The organism is Cellulosimicrobium sp. NPDC030954, assembly GCF_055571305.1.
This window is the reverse complement of record NZ_JBVIFN010000001.1, coordinates 920,143-938,052: the sequence shown is the minus strand read 5'-3', so window position 1 is coordinate 938,052 and position 17,910 is coordinate 920,143. Positions and strand designations below refer to the sequence as shown.

The 17,910-nt window shown below is 75.8% G+C and carries 18 protein-coding genes; 10 read left to right on the top strand and 8 right to left on the bottom strand.

Translation table 11 applies throughout. The features are described from left to right. Positions 1 to 282: 282 nt before the first annotated feature. Positions 283 to 1,314, bottom strand: coding sequence for a LacI family DNA-binding transcriptional regulator (locus ACZ402_RS04020; RefSeq protein WP_375824142.1), 1,032 nt, complete (start codon positions 1,312 to 1,314; stop codon positions 283 to 285). A 278-nt stretch (positions 1,315 to 1,592) separates the two neighbouring features. Between ACZ402_RS04020 and ACZ402_RS04015 the strand changes: the two genes are divergently transcribed. Genes ACZ402_RS04015 through ACZ402_RS04000 form a run of 4 tightly spaced genes read left to right on the top strand, consistent with a single transcriptional unit; the run spans position 1,593 to position 6,999 of the window. After that, positions 1,593 to 3,446: a beta-N-acetylhexosaminidase gene (locus ACZ402_RS04015; protein ID WP_375824141.1), complete on the top strand. Its 1,854-nt coding sequence runs from the start codon at positions 1,593 to 1,595 to the stop codon at positions 3,444 to 3,446. After that, complete coding sequence (locus tag ACZ402_RS04010; protein ID WP_375824140.1) at positions 3,443 to 5,119, top strand: N-acyl-D-amino-acid deacylase family protein; 1,677 nt, start codon at positions 3,443 to 3,445, stop codon at positions 5,117 to 5,119. Before ACZ402_RS04015 ends, ACZ402_RS04010 begins: the two co-directional genes overlap by 4 nt. A 52-nt stretch (positions 5,120 to 5,171) precedes the next feature. After that, the gene (locus ACZ402_RS04005; protein WP_375824138.1) at positions 5,172 to 6,539 is read left to right on the top strand and encodes an alanine racemase; all 1,368 of its coding nucleotides are present in this window, start codon (positions 5,172 to 5,174) and stop codon (positions 6,537 to 6,539) included. Positions 6,540 to 6,591: 52 nt separating this feature from the next. Next, complete coding sequence (locus ACZ402_RS04000) at positions 6,592 to 6,999, top strand: RidA family protein (RefSeq protein WP_375824136.1); 408 nt, start codon at positions 6,592 to 6,594, stop codon at positions 6,997 to 6,999. Positions 7,000 to 7,084: 85 nt separating this feature from the next. Here the strand turns inward: ACZ402_RS04000 and ACZ402_RS03995 are convergent, their stop codons facing one another. Beyond that, positions 7,085 to 7,744 (bottom strand): manganese efflux pump MntP, encoded by a 660-nt coding sequence (locus tag ACZ402_RS03995; RefSeq protein ID WP_375825992.1) that lies wholly within the window; start codon positions 7,742 to 7,744, stop codon positions 7,085 to 7,087. A gap of 209 nt (positions 7,745 to 7,953) precedes the next feature. Between ACZ402_RS03995 and ACZ402_RS03990 the strand changes: the two genes are divergently transcribed. Then, a complete protein-coding gene (locus ACZ402_RS03990; protein ID WP_375825991.1) occupies positions 7,954 to 9,165 on the top strand; it encodes an AAA family ATPase in 1,212 nt (403 codons plus the stop codon). Positions 9,166 to 9,213: 48 nt separating this feature from the next. On the opposite strand, the gene ACZ402_RS03985 is transcribed toward ACZ402_RS03990, so the two are convergent. The 3 genes from ACZ402_RS03985 to ACZ402_RS03975 all read right to left on the bottom strand — a co-directional run bounded on the left by ACZ402_RS03985 (position 9,214) and on the right by ACZ402_RS03975 (position 11,858). Beyond that, positions 9,214 to 10,422, bottom strand: a complete 1,209-nt coding sequence (locus ACZ402_RS03985; RefSeq protein ID WP_375825990.1) for a glycerate kinase — start codon at positions 10,420 to 10,422, stop codon at positions 9,214 to 9,216. Positions 10,423 to 10,491: 69 nt separating this feature from the next. Further along, complete coding sequence (locus ACZ402_RS03980) at positions 10,492 to 11,037, bottom strand: MarR family winged helix-turn-helix transcriptional regulator (RefSeq protein ID WP_375825989.1); 546 nt, start codon at positions 11,035 to 11,037, stop codon at positions 10,492 to 10,494. Between the two features lie 59 nt (positions 11,038 to 11,096). Continuing rightward, a complete protein-coding gene (locus tag ACZ402_RS03975) occupies positions 11,097 to 11,858 on the bottom strand; it encodes an isoprenyl transferase (protein WP_204542751.1) in 762 nt (253 codons plus the stop codon). Positions 11,859 to 12,204: 346 nt separating this feature from the next. Between ACZ402_RS03975 and trhA the strand changes: the two genes are divergently transcribed. Beyond that, on the top strand, positions 12,205 to 12,912 hold the full coding sequence (gene trhA, locus ACZ402_RS03970; RefSeq protein WP_375825994.1) for a PAQR family membrane homeostasis protein TrhA: 708 nt from the start codon (positions 12,205 to 12,207) through the stop codon (positions 12,910 to 12,912). Positions 12,913 to 12,922: 10 nt separating this feature from the next. Here trhA and ACZ402_RS03965 read toward each other — a convergent pair whose 3' ends face one another. From ACZ402_RS03965 to mca, 3 genes are read right to left on the bottom strand one after another with little or no spacing between them, the layout of a single operon-like run. Beyond that, a complete protein-coding gene (locus tag ACZ402_RS03965) occupies positions 12,923 to 13,729 on the bottom strand; it encodes a carbon-nitrogen hydrolase family protein (protein WP_375825988.1) in 807 nt (268 codons plus the stop codon). A gap of 2 nt (positions 13,730 to 13,731) precedes the next feature. Continuing rightward, positions 13,732 to 14,124, bottom strand: a complete 393-nt coding sequence (locus tag ACZ402_RS03960) for a hypothetical protein (RefSeq protein ID WP_375825987.1) — start codon at positions 14,122 to 14,124, stop codon at positions 13,732 to 13,734. Further along, positions 14,121 to 15,062 carry a mycothiol conjugate amidase Mca gene (mca, locus tag ACZ402_RS03955; RefSeq protein WP_375825986.1) on the bottom strand — a complete coding sequence of 314 codons (942 nt, stop codon included), beginning with the start codon at positions 15,060 to 15,062 and terminating at the stop codon, positions 14,121 to 14,123. The genes ACZ402_RS03960 and mca overlap by 4 nt, the downstream gene beginning before the upstream one ends. A 196-nt stretch (positions 15,063 to 15,258) precedes the next feature. Between mca and ACZ402_RS03950 the strand changes: the two genes are divergently transcribed. The 4 genes from ACZ402_RS03950 to ACZ402_RS03935 all read left to right on the top strand — a co-directional run bounded on the left by ACZ402_RS03950 (position 15,259) and on the right by ACZ402_RS03935 (position 17,754). Beyond that, positions 15,259 to 15,693, top strand: a complete 435-nt coding sequence (locus ACZ402_RS03950) for a DUF4307 domain-containing protein (RefSeq protein ID WP_253053047.1) — start codon at positions 15,259 to 15,261, stop codon at positions 15,691 to 15,693. Between the two features lie 299 nt (positions 15,694 to 15,992). Further along, the gene (gene greA, locus ACZ402_RS03945) at positions 15,993 to 16,475 is read left to right on the top strand and encodes a transcription elongation factor GreA (RefSeq protein ID WP_375825985.1); all 483 of its coding nucleotides are present in this window, start codon (positions 15,993 to 15,995) and stop codon (positions 16,473 to 16,475) included. 296 nt (positions 16,476 to 16,771) lie between these two features. Continuing rightward, positions 16,772 to 17,131, top strand: coding sequence for a hypothetical protein (locus ACZ402_RS03940; RefSeq protein WP_375825984.1), 360 nt, complete (start codon positions 16,772 to 16,774; stop codon positions 17,129 to 17,131). Further along, positions 17,128 to 17,754 carry an endonuclease domain-containing protein gene (locus tag ACZ402_RS03935; protein ID WP_375825983.1) on the top strand — a complete coding sequence of 209 codons (627 nt, stop codon included), beginning with the start codon at positions 17,128 to 17,130 and terminating at the stop codon, positions 17,752 to 17,754. Before ACZ402_RS03940 ends, ACZ402_RS03935 begins: the two co-directional genes overlap by 4 nt. Positions 17,755 to 17,910 lie beyond the last annotated feature (156 nt).

The window sequence follows — 17,910 nt, the reverse complement described above, 5'->3', positions numbered from 1 at the left end:
GAACCCGACAGTGTCGTTATCGAAACGCTATCTCTCGACGTCGAGAGACCTACGTTCTATTGCGGCCGGCGCTCGGACACGGCGCGTCGCGCACGACCCCGAGACCCGGGCGCGAACCCGGGGTTGCGGGCGATGGGGAGCCCCGGGCCGCGCGAGACCCCGGGTTCGGCGGCGGGCGTGGCCGGAGAACCCCGGGTTCGGGCGCCCACGGGCACGACGACGAGGGCCCCGGCCCGGCGCGTTCGAGGCGGCCGGGCCGGGGCCCTGGTGAGGAGCGGGCGGCTAGGAAGCCGTCGTCTCCCGGCCCGCGGCGTGCGCCGCCGCGGTCGAGCCGCGCACGACGAGCTCCGGCTCGAACAGGAGCTCGTCGCGCGAGACGTCGGCGCCCGCGATCATGCTCGCGAGCAGGTCGACGGCGGCCCGGCCCATCGGCTCGATGGGCTGGCGGACCGTCGTCAGCGCCGGGTCCGTGGAGTTCATGAGGTTGGAGTCGTCGTAGCCCACGACCGACACGTCCGTCGGGACGTCGAGGCCCGCACGCCGGACCGCGCGCACCGCGCCGAGGGCGAGCGGGTCGCTCGCGCACACGATCGCCGTCGCGCCGGCCTCGAGCAGGCGGTTCGCCGCGGCCTGGCCGCTCTCGAGCGAGTACTGGCTGTGCACGACCAGGGTCGGGTCGAGCACGTGCCCCTGCCGCTCGGCGAACGCCTGCGCCGCGGCGAGCTTGCGCTCGGACGGCACGTGGTCCGCCGGGCCGAGCAGCAGGCCGACCTTCTCGTGACCGAGCGAGAGCACGTGGCCGAGCGCCTGGTTCATCGCGACGAGGTCGTCGCACGAGACGCGCGGGAAGTCGAGGTCCTCGATCGAGGCGTTCATGAGCACGACCGGCAGCCCGAGCTTCTCGAGCCGGCGGAAGTGCGCGTGGTCGGCCAGGCGCTCGGCGTAGAAGCCGCCCGCGAAGATCACGCCCGAGACGTGCTGGCCCAGGAGCAGGTCGATGTACTCGGCCTCCGTCACGCCGCCCGCGGTCCGCGTGCACAGCACCGGGGTGAAGCCCTGCTGCGCGAGCGCGCCGCCGATGACCTCGGCGAACGCCGGGAAGATCGGGTTGACGAGCTCGGGGAGCACGAGCCCGACGAGGCGCCCGCGCTCGCCGCGCAGCTTGGTCGGCCGCTCGTAGCCGAGCACGTCGAGCGCGGTGAGCACCGCGTCGCGCGTCGCCTGCGACACGCCGGGCTTCCCGTTGAGCACGCGGCTCACCGTGGCCTCGCTGACACCGACCTTGGTGGCGACCTCCGCCAGACGTCTCGACATGCCGTCGACTATACGCGCCGCTGCAAGCCGCTTGCGTAATTCGGGGAACGCCGAACGCACACTTGCGTCGCCCCCTCTCCCTCTCCCCCCTCCCTCTCCCCGCCGAACACGACATGAGGGTCGATATGACGTTCATACCGGCCCTCAGGTCGTTCTCGGCGCGGGGTGGTGTCGTTCTCGGCGCCGGCGGACGCGGGCCGGGGCGCGCGGCGCGGGGCGGGGCCGGTCTCGTCCGGGGCGAGTGGGGAGTCGACGGCGGTTGCGGCTAGGCTCGTTCGGTGTCCTTCCAAAAGGTGCCCACGTCACGCTCCGAGTCCACGACGGACCCCTCCGGGATCCTCCCCGCTCCGGTGGCGCTGACACCCGGGGACGGGACGACCGTCGTCGCCGACGGGACGCGGGTCGTCGCGGACCCGGCGCTGCGCCCCGCCGCGCGCTGGTGGCGCCGCGCGACGGAGGACGCCTTCGGCATCGACCTCGTGCCCGTCGACCCCGCTGCAGACACCCCGGCGCCTCACCCCGGTGACGCCGCTCCGGAGATGCCCACGCGGGGGTCCGGCGTCCGCCCGGCCACGGTGACGTTCGCGCTCGGCCGCGGCCTCCCGCCGTCGGGCTACCGCCTCACCGTCGATGCCACGGGTGTCCGCGTCGACGCCGCCGACCTCGACGGCGCGCACGCCGCCGCGCAGACGCTCCGCCAGCTCGCCGGGCCCGCCACGTTCCGCCGGGCGCGGGTCCTGGCCGCCACGAGCGTGGCAGCGGACGACCACCACGGGCGGCTCGCGCTCCCCCACGTCACGATCGTCGACCACCCCCGGTTCGCGTGGCGCGGCGTGCTGCTCGACGTCGCGCGCCACTTCCTGCCCAAGGCCGACGTGCTGCGGTTCGTCGACCTCGCCGCCGCGCACCGGCTCAACGTCCTGCAGCTCCACCTCACCGACGACCAGGGCTGGCGCATGGAGGTCGCGCGCTACCCGCGGCTCACGCAGGTCGGGGCGTGGCGGCGCGAGTCGGGCGTCGGCACGTGGCGCGCCGGCGTCTTCGACGGTCGCCCGCACGGCGGCTACTACACGCAGGACGACCTGCGCGAGATCGTCGCGTACGCACGCGAGCGCGGCGTCACGGTCGTGCCGGAGATCGACGCGCCGGGTCACGTGGAGGCCGCCGTGGCCGCCTACCCCGAGCTCGGCACGCGCAAGCAGCCGCACGAGGTCCGCACCACGTGGGGCGTGAGCACCGAGGTGCTCGACCCGTCCGAGGAGTCGCTGACGTTCTTCCGGCACGTGCTCGACGAGGTGCTGGACGTGTTCGACGCACCGTTCGTGGCGCTCGGCGGCGACGAGGTCCCGACGACGCTGTGGCGCGAGAACCCGGAGATCGTGGCGCGCGCGGAGGCGCTCGGGCTCGACGACGTCGGCGGGCTGCACGGCTGGTTCCTCGCCCGGCTCGCGGAGCACGTCGCGTCCCGCGGGCGCCGCGCGGTCGTGTGGGACGAGGCGTTCGGCCCCGCGCTCCCCCGCGACGTCGTCGTGACGTCGTGGCGCGGCTGGGCCGTGGGGACGGACGCGCTCGCCGCCGGGCACGACGTCGTCATGGCCCCGGAGCAGGTCGTCTACCTCGACCATCGCGGCGGCGACACCCCCGACGAGCCGGTGCCCGTCGGGTTCCTCACCACGCTCGACGACGTCTACGCGTTCGAGCCTCTGCCGGCGGGGCTCGCGGGCCCACAGGCGGGCTCGGAGCCGGGCACGAGCGTCGACCGGCCGGGCGTCCTGCTCGGCGGCCAGGCCGAGCTCTGGTCCGAGCACCTCGACTCCGCCCGCCGCGTCGACTACGCCGCGTTCCCGCGCCTCGCGGCGTTCGCCGAGGTCATGTGGTCGCCGGAGGAGGACCGGGCCCCGGGGTCGCCGGCGTCGGTCGCGTTCCGCGAGCGCCTCGTGGCGCACCACCTCCCGCGCCTGGACGCGGCGGGCGTGGAGTACCGCCCGCTCGACGGCCCGCACCCCTGGCAGACGCGGCCCGGCGTCGCGGGCTGGCCGCGCGACCGTGCGGCCGAGCTCGCCGCGGGCGGCCTGCGCGGCGTCGGCGGCTGGGTCGAGGGCCGCGACGAGGACGAGGGCGGCCCCGCGTGAGCGCGCTCGTGGTCCGCGGTGCTCGGCTGGTCGGGCCCGACGGCGGTGCCTCCTCGCCCGTGGACGTGACGGTCCGCGAGGGCCGGGTCGAGAGCGTCGACCCCGCGGCAGGGGCCGGGGCGCTGCCCGACGACGTCGCGGTCGTCGAGGCGGACGGTCGGCTGCTGCTGCCCGGGTTCGTGGACGCGCACGTGCACGGCGAGGCCGCGGTGCTCGACGAGGACGTGCAGCTCGCGATGCTGCGCCAGGGCGTGACGAACGTCGTCGTCGGGCAGGACGGGGTGTCCTACGCGCCGTCGCCCGCCCCGGGCGAGCAGCGCGCGCCGGGCGACGAGACGGCGTCGGGCCTGCACGACGCCGCGGCCTGGGCGAGCGGGTACTTCGCCGCGATCAACGGCACCCACCCCACGTTCCGCGGCGGGTCGGTCGCCGACCTCCTCGCGACGTACGACCGCACGACCCGCGTGAACGTCGGTTACCTCGCCCCGCACGGCACCCTCCGGTACGCGGTGCTGGGCGCCGCCGCCCGACCCGCGACGCCCGCCGAGACCGACCGCATGCGCGCCCTGCTCACCGCGGCGCTCGACGACGGCGCCCTCGGGATGTCGACCGGCCTGGAGTACGTCCCGGCGGCGTACGCCGACGAGGCCGAGCTCGTCGCCCTCACGAGCGTGCTCGCGGCGCGCGGGCTCCCGCACGTGTCGCACATGCGCGGGTACGAGGACAAGGCCGGCCCGGCGTTCGCCGAGCTCGTGCGCGTCGCGCGCACCTCCGGCGTCGCGACCCACGTCTCGCACTACCACGGCCCGGCCGCGGAGCTGCTGGGCTACGTCGACGACGCCCACGCCCAGGGCCTGGACGTCACGTTCGACTCCTACCCGTACCTGCGCGGCTGCTCGATCCTGTCGATGGTGTCCCTTCCGACCTGGCTGCCCATCGCGGACGTCGACGCGACCGTGGCCGCGCTGACCGACCCGGCCGTCCTCGACCGCCTGCACCGCGAGCACTTCCCCACCCTGGCCGACCTGTGGCCCCGGGTGACGATGGCCGCGGTCCCCACCGGGGCATCGGCAGGCGCACCGGCCGGCGAGCCCGCCGACGACCTCTCCTGGGCGGAGGGCATGACCCTGCCCGACGTCGCCGCCCGCCTGACCCTGACGCCCGCCCAGGCCGCGGTGCACCTGCTCGTCGCGACGCGCCTGCGCGCCTCGTGCGTGTTCGCCCAGCCCCCGACCAACTCGCCGGAGTCAGTGCGGGCACTGCTGCGCCACCGGGCGCACGTCGGCGGGTCCGACGCGATCTACGCGCCCGTCGGAGGTGGCGGCCGACCCCACCCGCGCGGGTGGGGCGCCTTCGCGCGCTTCCTCGCCGAGCACGTGCGTACGCTCGGGGACTGGACGTGGCACGACGCCGTCACGCACCTGTCCACGCGGCCCGCCGAGCGGTTCGCGCTCGCCGGGCGCGGCGCGGTGGAGCCCGGCGCGGTCGCGGACCTCGCGCTCGTCGACCCCGACCGGGTGCGCGACGAGGCGACGTACGAGGACCCGCGCCGCCCGGCGTCGGGCGTGGACGACGTGCTCGTGGCGGGCGTGCCCGTCCTGCGCGACGGCCGGCTCACCGACGCCCTGCCGGGCCGGCCGCTGCGCCCGGGCACCGGCGTGCGGTCGGTGTGACCCGCGCGACCGCCCCGTCCAGCACGAGAGCCCTACTCCCGAGGAGGACCCCATGACCGGCACCACGCACCGCGCGACGGACCCCGATCGCCCCTGGGCGTGCGACGGCGTCGGGCCCCGGACCAAGGGCCTGCGGCTCGCCGCCCCGGCGACCGTCGCGGACGTGCTCGCGGGCAGCCCGCGCGTCACGGACGACGCCTTCTCCTGGCCGCTGCTCACGCTCGACGACACGACGCTCGACCACAACGTCGGCGTCGTCGCGCGCGTGTGCGCAGAGCGCGGCGTCGAGCACGCGCCGCACGTGAAGACGACGATGTCGCGCGCGCTCTACGCGCGCCAGGCCGCGGCGGGCGCGTGGGGGGCGACGGTCGCGACGCCGTCGCAGCTGCGCACCGTGCGCGACTGGGGCGTGCCGCGCGTGCTGCTCGCGAACGAGCTGCTCGACCCGCGCGAGATCGCGTGGCTGCGCGACGACCTGACCGGCGTCGTCGACGGCGCCCTCGACGAGGTGTGGCTGTGCGTGGACTCGCCGCACGGCGTCGACCTGCTCGCGCGCGGCCTCGCGGACGCGCCCGCCGCCGTGCGGGCGCGCGTCGGCGTGCTCGTCGAGCTCGGCGTCCCGGGCGGGCGCACGGGCGTGCGCAGCACCGCGGCCGCGCTCGACCTCGCGCGCGCGGTGCGGGCGTCGGACCTGAGGCTGCTGGGCGTCACCGGGTACGAGGGCTCGGTCGCGGGCGGCACGAGCGCCGACGAGCTCGCCGCCGTCGCCGCGTGGTGCGACGGCCTGCGCGACCTCGGCGCCACGTTCGTCCGCGAGGGCCTCGCCGGTGCCGACGAGCCGCTCGTGCTGTCGGCGGGCGGCAGCTCGTTCCTCGACGTCGTGCTCGCCGAGCTGCCCGGGCCGGTCGCGGGCGCCGACGGGCGCGAGGTGGAGGTCCGCGTCGTCGTGCGCTCGGGCGCGTACGTCACGCACGACCACGGCTTCTACTCGCGCACCGACCCGTGGAGCCGGCTCCCCGGCGCCGAGCCGCTGCGCGGGGCCGCGACCGTCTGGGGGCAGGTGCTCTCGGTCCCGGAGCCGGGCCTCGCGATCTGCGGCATCGGGCGCCGCGACGTGTCGTTCGACATCGACCTGCCCGTCGCGCTCTGGCTGCGCTCGCAGTCCGACGACGGCTGGCTGCCCGCGCGCGAGCTCGCCGGGACGCGCGTCACCGCGCTCAACGACCAGCACCTCTACCTCGCGCTCGACGCCGACGAGGCAGGGGCCAGCCACGTGACCGGCCCCGCGACCGCCCAGGTCCGCCCGGGCGACGTCGTCGGGTTCGGCATCTCCCACCCGTGCACGACGTTCGACCGCTGGCGCGTGGCCGCCGTCGTGCGCGGCGACGAGGTCGTCGACCTCGCGACCGTCGACCTCTGACCACCGCCACCGCCACGTTCACCCCGCGACCCCGAACGACCGAGAGGACACCATGACCAGCGAGAAGACCGCGATCTCGACCCCCGACGCCCCGGCGCCCGCGCACACGTTCCACCAGGGCGTGCGCAAGGGCCCGTTCGTCCAGGTCTCCGGCCAGGGCCCCGTCGACCCCGCGACGAGCGAGTACCTCTACCCCGGCGACGTCGCCGCGCAGACCACGCGCACGCTCGAGAACGTGCGCGCGATCGTCGAGGCGTCCGGCGCGACCTTCGACGACGTCGTCATGCTGCGCGTCTACCTCACCAAGCGCGAGGACTTCCCGATCATGAACGATGCCTACGGCGCGTTCGTCGCCCAGCACACCACGAAGGGCGTGCTCCCCAGCCGCACGACGGTGTTCACCGGCCTGCCCCGCGAGGAGATGCTCGTCGAGATCGACGCCTTCGCGATCACGGACTGATCCCCACCCCGCGCTGTGGGCGTGAAATGGGCCCGGTTCTCGACCGAGAACCGGGCCCATTTCACGCCCACAGCGGGGCGGTGGGTCAGAGGAGGTGTGCTAGGAGGATGCGCAGGCCCAGCAAGACCAGCACGGCGCCGCCCGCGACGGTCGCCCAGCGGCCCAGACGCTCGCCCGCGCGGGCACCGAGGCGCACCCCGAGGCCGGACAGCACGAGCGTCACGACGCCCACGAGGACGACCGCGGGCAGGATCGGCACGCCGAGCACCGCGAACGTGACGCCCGAGGCCGCGGCGTCGATCGACGTCGCGACCGCCAGCGGGAGCAGCACCCGGTAGGCCACGCGGGGGCGCCGGGTGACGGGCGGCGCGAGGGTCGCGACGGCGGCCGGCTCGCCGGGCGTCCCGGCCTCTGCGCCGGTGGCCTGGTCGTCGGCCGGCCCCTCCACGTGCTCGACGGCGTGCCCGGCCTCGTCCTGGAGGCCCTCCTTGACCATGTGCGCGCCCACGAACGCGAGCATCCCGCAGGCGATCCACGGCGCGACGCCGGAGACCGCGTCGGCGAACCACGTGGACAGCGCCCAGCCGGCGAGCGGCATGAGGGCCTGGAAGAAGCCGAAGAGGACCGCGACGCGCGCGGTCTCGCGCCACGTCGGGCGCCGCATCCGGGTGCCCTGCGCGAGCGCCACGGCGAACGCGTCCGCGGCGAGCGCGACGGCGACGACCACGAGCTCGAGAATTCCCACGAGAAAGCAGCCTAGAAAGCGCCGGACGAATGCGTCCAGGTGCGTCGTGGTGACGCTGGTCTCGGCATTTCCGGACGCGGCTCCCGGTATTTCTGGACGCGCTTTCCCGCATTCCTGGATGCGGGTGTCCGCAACCTCGGGTGCGGATGTCCGCGGCACCGGCGCGCCCGCGTGGGAGGCGGCGCGTAGCGTGCGCGGCGGAGGTGACGATGCTCGCGACGATCGCCGTGGAGGGGTACCGCTCCCTGCGCAGCCTCGTGCTGCCGCTCGACCGGCTGACGGTCGTGACCGGGGCCAACGGGACCGGCAAGTCGAGCCTGTACCGCGCGCTGCGCCTGCTCGCCGAGTGCGCGCTCGGGGGCGCGGTGGGGGCGGTCGCGCGCGAGGGCGGGCTGCGCTCGACGCTCTGGGCCGGACCGGAGCAGGGCGGTGCCCGCGCGGTCCGCGACGGCGTCCCGGTGCAGGGCACGCGGCGGACCGCGCCCGTCGCGCTGCGGCTGGGGTTCGCGGGCGCCGCTCCGGACGACCTCGGCTACGCCGTCGACCTGGGGCTCCCGCAGCACCCCGGGTCGGCGTTCGGGCTCGACCCCGAGATCAAGGTCGAGACGATCTGGTCCGGACCGGCCCCGCGCGCGGCGACGCTCCAGGTCGAGCGACGCGGACCCGCGGTCCGCGTCCGGGACGACGCCGGAGGCTGGGCCCCCTCACCCGCCCGGCTCCGGTCGTTCGACAGCGTGCTCACCGAGCTCGTCGACCCCGTGGGAGCGCCGGAGGTCGTCGCGGTGCGGGAGACCCTGCGCTCGTGGCGCTTCTACGACCAGCTCCGCACCGACGCCGGCGCCCCGGCGCGCGCGCCGCAGGTCGGCACCCGCACGCCGGTCCTCGCGCACGACGGCGCGGACCTCGCCGCCGCGCTCGAGACCGTACGCGACCTCGGCCGCGGCGACGAGCTCGACGCCGCCGTCTCGCGCGCGTTCCCCGGGAGCAGGCTCGCGGTGCACGCCGACGACGGGCGGTTCGAGATCGCCCTCCACCAGGACGGGCTGCTGCGGCCCCTCACCGGCGCGGAGCTGAGCGACGGCACGCTGCGCTATCTGTTCCTCGTCGCGGCGCTGCTCTCGCCGCGCCCGCCCGAGCTTCTCGTGCTCAACGAGCCCGAGACGAGCCTGCACCCCGACCTGCTGCCCGCGCTCGGCGCGCTCGTGCACGCCGCGGCCCGGGAGACGCAGGTCGTCGTGGTGACCCACGCGGCGCCGCTCGTCGCGGCGCTGCGGGACGCGACGGCGTCGGGCACGGCCGACCTGCCGGGCCCCGGCGACCTCCTCGAGGTCGAGCTCGTCCGGTCGCCGTCCGGCGAGACGACTGTCGCGGGCCGCGAGGGTCTGCTCGACCAGCCGCCCTGGACGTGGCCCCGGCGGTGACACCGCGGGCCGGGGCATCGGGCTCGGCCCCCGGCCTCGGGGCGGCGGTCAGCGCCGCGAGGCGACGTGGAGGCTCGTGACGGTGGCGGCGAGGTCGGTGAGCCGGGAGGCCGTCCGGTCGAGGAGCTCGTCGAGCTCGATGGGTCCGGGGGCGATGCTGAACGCCGCGGCGATGCCGGCGTCGCGCGCCTGGTGCGCCGGCAGCAGCACGCGCCCCGCGAGGACGACGACCGGCGGACGGTGCGGTGCCTCGGCGGCGAGCGCGCCCATGGCGTCGGCGACCTTGCCGTTGACCGACTGCGAGTCGAACGACCCCTCGCCCGTGAAGACCAGGTCCGCGCGGCGGATCGCGTCCGGCAGCCCGACGGCCTCGGCGACGAGGCGCGCGCCGGGCTCGAGCTCCGCGCCGAGGATGCCGACCATCGCCGCGGGCACACCGCCCGCCGCGCCCGCCCCCGCGAGCTCGGACACGTCGAACCCCGCCTCCTCGACGAGCACCCCCGCCCAGCGGCGCAGCGCGTCGTCGAGGAACGCGACGTCCGCCTCCTGGGCGCCCTTCTGCGGGCCGAACACGTGCGCCGCACCCCGCTCGCCGTGCAACGGGTTGGTCACGTCGACCGCGAGGCGCCAGCGCACGTCGCGGGCGCGGGGGTGCAGCCCGGACAGGTCGAGGCGCGCGACCCGCGCGAGCCCCTCGCCGCCGTCGGGCACCTGCGTGCCGCCGTCGTCCAGGAGCCGCGCGCCGAGACCGGTGAGGATGCCCGCGCCGCCGTCGGTCGACGCCGACCCGCCGAGGCACACGATCACCTCGTCCACCCCGGCGTCGAGCACCGCCGCCGCAGCCGCCCCCGTGCCGAGGGTGTGCGCGTGCAGGGGCTGCAGCGCGACGTCGCTCACCTGCGGCAGGCCGCTCGCCTCCGCGAGCTCCACGACGCCCAGGCGCCCGTCGGCCGAGACCCCGAACCGCGCGGTGCGGGGGCGTCCGATCGCGTCGACCGTCGCGACCTCGCGCGCCGGCACGCCCCACACGGCGAGGAGCGCGTCGAGGGTGCCCTCGCCGCCGTCGGCCATGGGGAGCTCGACGACCTCGGCGTCGGGGACGACGCTGCGCGCCCCGGCGGCGACGGCGTGCGCGACGTCCGCGGCGCTCAGGCTGCCCTTGAACGAGTCGGGCGCGACGACGACGCGCAGCGGGCCGTCGGGGCGCTGCGGGGAACCGGTCTGGGTGGTGCTCGGCGTTGAGGACACGCTTCGCATCCTAGGCAGCGGGACCCGTCCCGGTCCGCCCGGGAACGGACGGACCGGACGTGTTCCCCGCCACAGCGCTCAGGGGCGCCGCTCGTCCGCCCGCGGCGCGGGGAGCGCTGCCCGGGCCACGTCGGGGATCACCTGCTGGGCCGCGCGCAGCCGCTCGAGCAGGTCGCCGAGCGTCGCAAGGTCGTCGTCGTCGAGCGCGCCGCCCACGTAGGTCGCGATGGCCCGGGCGTGCGCGCGGCCGGTCGCCCGCTGGAGGTCCCGACCCGTCCGCGTGAGCCGGACGAGCGTGCCGCGTGCGTCGTCGGGCGCGGGCGTGCGCTCGACGAGGCCGCGCGTCGCGAGCCGGTCCACCATGCGGCTCAGTGACGGCTGGCTGAGCAGGATGTAGACGTTGAGGTCGCGCAGGCGCATCCCCTCGTCCGGGCCCTTGGTGAGCGAGAAGAGCACGTCGTACTCGCGCAGGGTGAGGCCGTCCCAGACCGGGTCGGCCTGCAGCCGACGCATGACGGTGACCTGCGCCCGGAACAGCGACTCCCAGGTCTCCACCGCGAGCCGCGGGCTCCCGTGGCCGGGCGCCGTCACGTGCTCGACCTCGCGCCTGCCCTGCTCGACCATGACACCCCCGGACGGCTCGATCGATGCGTTCGCATCGACCCTACCGGTCGCGGGCGCGCTCAGCGGCCGAGGCGACGCTCGCGCTGGGAGTAGGCGCGCAGGGCGCGCAGGTAGTCCACGCGCCGGAAGTCCGGCCAGTACGCCTCGCAGAAGTAGAACTCCGAGTGCGCGCTCTGCCACAGCAGGAAGCCGCCGAGGCGCTGCTCGCCCGACGTGCGGATGACCAGCTCCGGGTCCGGCTGCCCCTTGGTGTACAGGTGCTCCTCGATGTGCTCGACGTCGAGGTTCTCCGCGAGGTCCTGCAGCCGCGCGCCCGCGGCCGCCTGCTCGCGCAGGTACGAGCGCACCGCGTCGGCGATCTCGTGCCGCCCGCCGTAGCCGATCGCCACGTTCACCTGGAGCCCGTCGACCGAGGCCGTGCGCTGCTGCGCCTCGCGCAGCGCGCCCGCGAGGCGCTCGGGGAGCAGGTCGAGGCGGCCCATGACCCGCAGGCGCCAGCGGCCCGAGTCGGCGAGGTCGCGCACCGCGTCCTCGATGATGTCGAGCAGCGCGGAGAGCTCCTCCTGCGAGCGCGAGAGGTTGTCGGTCGAGAGCATCCACAGCGTGACGACCTCGACCCCCTGGTCCTCGCTCCAGCCGAGGAACTCCGTGATCTTGTCGGCACCCCGCCGGTGACCGGTCGCCGTCGACTCGCCGAACGAGCGCGCCCACCGGCGGTTGCCGTCGAGGATGACGCCCACGTGGCGCGGCACGCTCTCGCGCGAGAGGGTCGCGGCGAGACGACGCTCGTAGAGTCCGTAGACAGGGCGGGGCAGGCGCACGACGGTTCCTCGACGGTGGAAGGACGGGTGTCGCCCGGCGGGCTGGTCCCTGGTCGGGGACGCGCTGGCCGAACCCGCACACGCTACCGCTCTGGAGAGTGCGGACGGCAGGGTGGCCACGACCGTGCGCGGCCCTGCCCAGGATCTTCACACCGCGGCGCGACGACAGGTCGCGAACCTACGCTCGCGTAACTTACGATGGCGTAGGTTCGAGAGGACGACGCCGTGCGCTCGTCCGTCCGACCCACCGCCCGACCCGGCCCGACCCCGAGGAGACGCCGTGGACCGACCGACCGACAGCGACCCCACCCCGAGCGCGCCCGCCACCGACGCCGGACGTGCGCGCCTGCCCGGCGCCGACGCCGTGCAGGATGTCCGCGAGAGCGTGGGCGACGCCGTCGAGAAGGTCGCCGAGGCGGTCAAGCCGCGCCTGCGGGGCTGGATCCACGCGGGCACGTTCCCCGTCGTCCTCGTCGCGAGCATCGTCCTCGTCGTCGTCGCCCCGCCCGTCGCGGGCAAGGTGTCGTGCGCGATCTTCGGGCTCAGCGCCTGCCTCCTCTTCGGCACGAGCGCCGTCTACCACCGCGGCACGTGGTCGCCGCGCGTCGCCGGGGTGCTCCGCCGCGCCGACCACTCGAACATCTTCCTCATCATCGCCGGCACCTACACGCCCCTCGCGGTGCTCCTGCTCCCCCAGCGGACCGCGACGATCCTGCTCGCGATCGTCTGGGGCGGCGCCGTCCTCGGCCTCCTCGCCCGGATCTTGTGGCTCGACGCCCCGCGCTGGGTCTACGTGCCCATCTACGTCGCCCTCGGCTGGGTCGCCGTCGGCTACATGCCGCAGTTCTGGACCACGACGAACGGACCGGCGATCGTCTGGCTCGTCGCCGCGGGCGGCCTCGCCTACACGCTCGGCGCCGTCGTCTACGGCATCAAGAAGCCGAACCCCAGCCCCCGTTGGTTCGGCTTCCACGAGATCTTCCACGTGCTCACCGTCGTCGGCTTCACGTGCCACTACGTCGCGATCATGCTGGCCGCGGTCGCGGCACGCTGACCGCCGCCGCTCAGTCCCGGGGGACGACGGCGTAGCGACGGTTGGCGAGGGAGGGGTTGCGCTCGCGCGCGCTCGCCAGGGCCGCGGGGTCGAGGTCCGCGCTGCGCAGCTCGGCGCGCTCTCCGAGCTCCAGACCGACCTGGCCGTCCGGGCCGACGAGGAGCGAGCGGCCGGTCACGCCCCTGCCCGCCTGCCCGACCGCGAGCACGACCGCCGTGTTCTCGATCGCCCGCGCCCGGGCCAGGGTGCGCCACTGGTCCGCCTTGAGGTCGCCCGCCGCCCACGCCGCGGGCACGACGAGCACGTCCGCGCCGACGTCGACGAGCCGCCGCGCGCTCTCGGGGAACCGCAGGTCGTAGCACGTCATGACGCCGAACGTCAGGTCCCCGACGGGCAGGACCAGCGGCGGCGCCGCCGGGTCGCCGGCGTCGAGCCGGTCGGACTCGCGGTGCCCGAACGCATCGTAGAGGTGCACCTTGCGGTACGAGCCCACGAGCTCGCCGGACGCGTCCACCGCGACGACGACGTTCACCGCGCGCCCCGCCGCGGCACCCGGTACGAGCGTGCCCGCGATCACCGCGACCCCGTGCTCGCGCGCGAGCCGGCGCAGGGTCGTCACGAACGGCCCGTCGAGCGGCTCCGCGTGCTCGACGCCCGTGCCCCGGGGGTCGAACCCCGCCGCGTACTCGGGCAGCACGAGCAGGTCCGCACGCACGCGCGCCGCCTCCCGGAACGCGGCACCGACCGTGACGAGGTTCGCCGCGTGGTCGGCGGAGACCTCGAGCTGGCCGATCGTGACCCGCGCCCCGGTGGCCACGGTCAGCCCTGCCGCGCGGGACCGCCGCCGGGCGCTCCGTCGGGAGCGCCGCCGTCGCCGGTCGGCCCGTCCGGGCCCTCGGCTCCGGGCTCCGCGCCGTCGGCACCCGCCTCCAGCGGGCCGTCCGCGCCGATGCCCTGCACCTCGGCGTTGTGCCGCATGCGCCGGAGCTGGCGGGACAGCGCGAAGAAGAGGCCCACGGTCGCGAGCGCCACCAGGAAGATCGCGAGGAAGCCGACGAGGCCCGGCGACACGTCGTTCGGGTCGAGGTCCTTGCGCAGCGGGTCTTCGGACGGGCTCGGCGTCGCGGTCTCGGCGACGACGTCGGCCGCCCAGCCCGGACCGCCCGCGACGGTCGGCACCAGGGTTTCCACCAGGGACGTCGTCGTGCTCACGAGGCCGCCCCCTCGCTCGCGACGAGCTCACGGACGCCCGCGAACAGGTCGTCCTCGGGCAACTGCGTGGGGACGCGCGACTCGGCGAGCTCGAACTCCTCGAACGGCCACACGTCGACCTCGAGGTCGCGCGGGATCGCGAAGAAGAAGCCGTCGGGGTCGATCTGCGAGGCGTGCGCGATGAGCGCGGCGTCGCGCTGCGCGTAGTAGCGCGCGACGTGGACGCGGGTCGTGACCTCGCGCTCCGGGATCTCGCGCGCGGACCGCGACTCGACCCAGTCGCCGAACGGCGACTCGAGCCCCGCGCCCTGCATCGCCTCGTGCAGCGTGCGGATGCGGTTCATCGAGAAGTCGTGGTTGTAGTAGAGCTTGAGCGGCGACCAGGGCGCCGCCCCGCCCTCGCGGCGGTAGCGGTCGGGGTCGCCCGCGGCGTGGAACGCCTCGAACGCGACGCGGTGGCACATCACGTGGTCGGGGTGGGGGTACCCCCCCGACGGGTCGTACGTCGTCACGACGTGGGGCCGGAACTCGCGCACGAGCTCGACGAGCGGCGCGGCTGCCTCCTCGAGCGGGACCAGACCGAACGAGCCCTCGGGCAGCGGGGGCAGCGGGTCGCCCTCCGGGAGGCCCGAGTCGACGAACCCCAGCCACTGCTGGCGGACCCCGAGCGCGCGCGCCGCCGACGCCATCTCGACGCGGCGCAGCGCGCGCATGCCCTCGATGTCCTGGGGCCCCTCGCCGAAGCCGGGGTTGAGGATGTCGCCGCGCTCACCCCCGGTGCACGTCGCGACGAGCACGTCGACGCCCTCGGCCGCGTAGCGGGCGGCCGTCGCCGCGCCCTTGCTCGACTCGTCGTCGGGGTGGGCGTGCACGGCGAGGAGACGGAGCGTCTCCGGCTGCTCGCGGTGGGTGGTCGATCCGGCCGCGGGTTCGGCCACTGGTCCTCCCGGGTACGTCGTACGTCTCCTCGCACGGCCGGACCTGTCGTGGGTGCACGACGAGCGCCCGGGCTCTGCGAAGATGGGTCGAGGACATGATCCCCCACCGCGCCCACACCTGACGAACCGCCGGGAACCACCGGCACGACGCCGGGCGTGCGACCGGGCGCGGCGGCACCGACCACGGGACCGCACCATGACGAACGAGACCACCGCCCCGCAGCCGAGCCCGGGCGCACCCCTGCGACCGCCGGCGGGCCGTTACGGGCCCGAGCCGACCGAGCGACGTCGGCGCCTGGCCGTCGTCGGGATCGTCCTCGTCGCGATCGTCGGGCTCGCGATCACGCTCGTCATCGGGCTGCGGTACGCGAACGAGCCGGTGCGGTTCAAGGACTTCGGCTACACGGTCGTGAGCCCGGAGCGCGTGGACGTGACGTTCGAGGTCTACATGGACCCGGGGACGACGGCGACGTGCACGCTCGACGCCCTCGCGGAGAGCTTCGCCCAGGTCGGGACGGTCGACGTCACGGTCGGCCCGGTCGAGGTCGCCGAGTCCCGGTACACGGTGAGCGTCGCGACCTCCGAGCTCGCCACGACCGGCATCGTCCAGTCCTGCCGCGTCGCGCCGTGAGGCGCCCCGGGCTGCGCGCGCGCTGACCTGCGGCGTCGCTGTCGGTGCCCTGTGCTTTGCTATCCTGAGGGATTCCCGCACCCGACCGTGTGGAGCCCGAGACTGCGTGCCGGTGACAAGCACGCCGTCCGCCGGGCGCCGCGGTTCCCGGCGGGAGACCAGTCCTACGCGCTGCCACCCGGCCAGCGTCACCGACCCGGGCAGGCAGGCGCACCGCGAACGCACGCGCCCCGGCTGCCCGTACCCGCACGGCCGTGCGACCGACCCGGCCGTCGACCATGGAAAGGAAGGAGCGAACCGTGACCGACACCACCGTCACCTGGCTGACCCAGGAGGCGCACGACAGGCTGCAGGCCGAGCTCGCCCACCTGTCCGGCGAGGGCCGTACCGCGATCGCGGAGCGCATCGCCGCCGCGCGTGACGAGGGCGACCTCAAGGAGAACGGCGGCTACCACGCCGCGCGCGAGGAGCAGGCCAAGAACGAGGCCCGCATCCGTGAGCTCACCGAGAAGCTGCGCAACGTGCAGATCGGCACGCCGCCGGACGACGGCATGGTCGAGCCCGGCATGGTCGTCACCGCGGTCGTCGCGGGCGACGAGATGACGTTCCTCCTCGGCTCGCGCGAGATCGCCGGCACGACCGACCTCGACGTGTACTCGCCGACGTCGCCGCTCGGTGCCGCGATCAGCGGCAAGTCCGTCGGCGACGAGACGAGCTACGCCGCGCCGAACGGCAACGAGATCACGGTGAAGATCGTCGCCGCGAAGCCCTTCGAGGGCTGACGCGCCACCGGCGGCCACGCCGCCGGTGAGACGTGAGAAGTGGGCCCACCGGGTCGGGGGGGGGGGGGGGCGGCTCGGGGGGGGAACACTCGGGCCCCGGGGGGGGACAGCTGCGGGGGGCGCGGGGGGGCGGCGGGCGCCCGGGGCCCCCGGGGGGCGGTTGTGGGTTTGTTCGCCCCCGGTGCCGTCCGGCTGGGGGGCCCCACTTCTCGCTTCTCGAACCCTCGCGCCCGGGTCGTCCACAGGTCCGGGGCGCTCGTCGGCGCGGCGACGGTGCTCTCCGCCAGACTCTCGGCATGCCCGTCCCCGACCCGCCGTTCCTCGTCTCCGAGGCGCTGCGCCTCGGTATCACCCGCAAGCAGCTGCGCTCGCCGCGGCTCCACGCCCCGGTGCGGGGTGTCCGCATGGACGCCGCACGCCGGGAGGACCTGCGGTCGGTCGCGACCGCGGTCCGGCTCGCGCTCCCGCCGACCGCCGCCTTCTCCCACACGACGGCCGCTGCGCTGTGGGACCTGCCGCTGCCCCGGGACGTCACGGGCCTCGCACCGGTGCACGTGTCGGGACCGTCCGGCACGCGGGCCCTCGACGCCACCGGTGTCGTGTCGCACGGGGCCTGCCGGCGCGCGACGTCGTGGTCCGGCACGGGCTCGACGTGACCAGCCTCGACCGGACCGTCGCGGATCTCGCGACCCTCGTCGCCGCGGGCGGACCCGGGTTCACGGAGACCGACCTCGTCGTCGTCGTGGACGCGGTCCTCGCGGGCCGGGGGCGTGCCCGTCCGTACCCGCCCGACCTGCTGGCCGAGCGTCTGCGAGGGATGCGGGGTCGGCGCGGCGTCGTCCCGCTCGCGTCCGCCCTCGACCGGGCCCGGCGCTTCGTGGACTCACCCATGGAGACGCGGCTGCGTCTGCGGCTCGTCGGCTCCGGCTTCCCCTGCCCGGTCGTCGGCGCCGACGTCTTCGACGACGACGGGCGCTGGCTCGCGCGCCCGGACCTGTGCTGGCCGGACCTGCGGATCGCGCTGGAGTACGACGGGCAGCACCACCTGACCTCCGCGCGCCAGCGCCTGACCGACGTCGCGCGGCAGGAGGAGCTGGAACGCCTGGGCTGGCGGGTGATCGTGCTCTTCGCGTACGACGTCCTCGGCCGCTGGCCGTCGACCGAGGGCCGGGTGCTGCAGGCGTTCCTCGACCGCGGCGTCCGCCCGGCGGAGGTCCCGGACGCGCCCGACGCCGGCACGCGCCCGCGCGTCGTCACCTCGGCACGCCGGATCGTCTGACCCGCGTCGACGGACCCGGGCGTACCACGGGAGCCGAGAAGCGAGAAGTGGGGGGGGCGGCGGCGCGGGGGGGGGGGGCGGCTCGCCGCGAGGGAGTGTGGGGGGGGGGCGCCGCGCCGGCGGGGCTCGGGGGAGGGGCCGGCGGGCCCGGGGGCG

Bases quoted from the DNA above. Each gene is read 5' to 3' on its own strand.
- ACZ402_RS04020 (WP_375824142.1), bottom strand. From the start codon at position 1,314: ATGTCGAGACGTCTGGCGGAGGTCGCCACCAAGGTCGGTGTCAGCGAG.
- ACZ402_RS04005 (WP_375824138.1), top strand. From the start codon at position 5,172: ATGACCGGCACCACGCACCGCGCGACGGACCCCGATCGCCCCTGGGCG.
- ACZ402_RS04000 (WP_375824136.1), top strand. From the start codon at position 6,592: ATGACCAGCGAGAAGACCGCGATCTCGACCCCCGACGCCCCGGCGCCC.
- ACZ402_RS03990 (WP_375825991.1), top strand. From the start codon at position 7,954: ATGCTCGCGACGATCGCCGTGGAGGGGTACCGCTCCCTGCGCAGCCTC.
- ACZ402_RS03985 (WP_375825990.1), bottom strand. From the start codon at position 10,422: ATGCGAAGCGTGTCCTCAACGCCGAGCACCACCCAGACCGGTTCCCCG.
- ACZ402_RS03980 (WP_375825989.1), bottom strand. From the start codon at position 11,037: ATGGTCGAGCAGGGCAGGCGCGAGGTCGAGCACGTGACGGCGCCCGGC.
- ACZ402_RS03950 (WP_253053047.1), top strand. From the start codon at position 15,259: ATGACGAACGAGACCACCGCCCCGCAGCCGAGCCCGGGCGCACCCCTG.
- ACZ402_RS03940 (WP_375825984.1), top strand. From the start codon at position 16,772: ATGCCCGTCCCCGACCCGCCGTTCCTCGTCTCCGAGGCGCTGCGCCTC.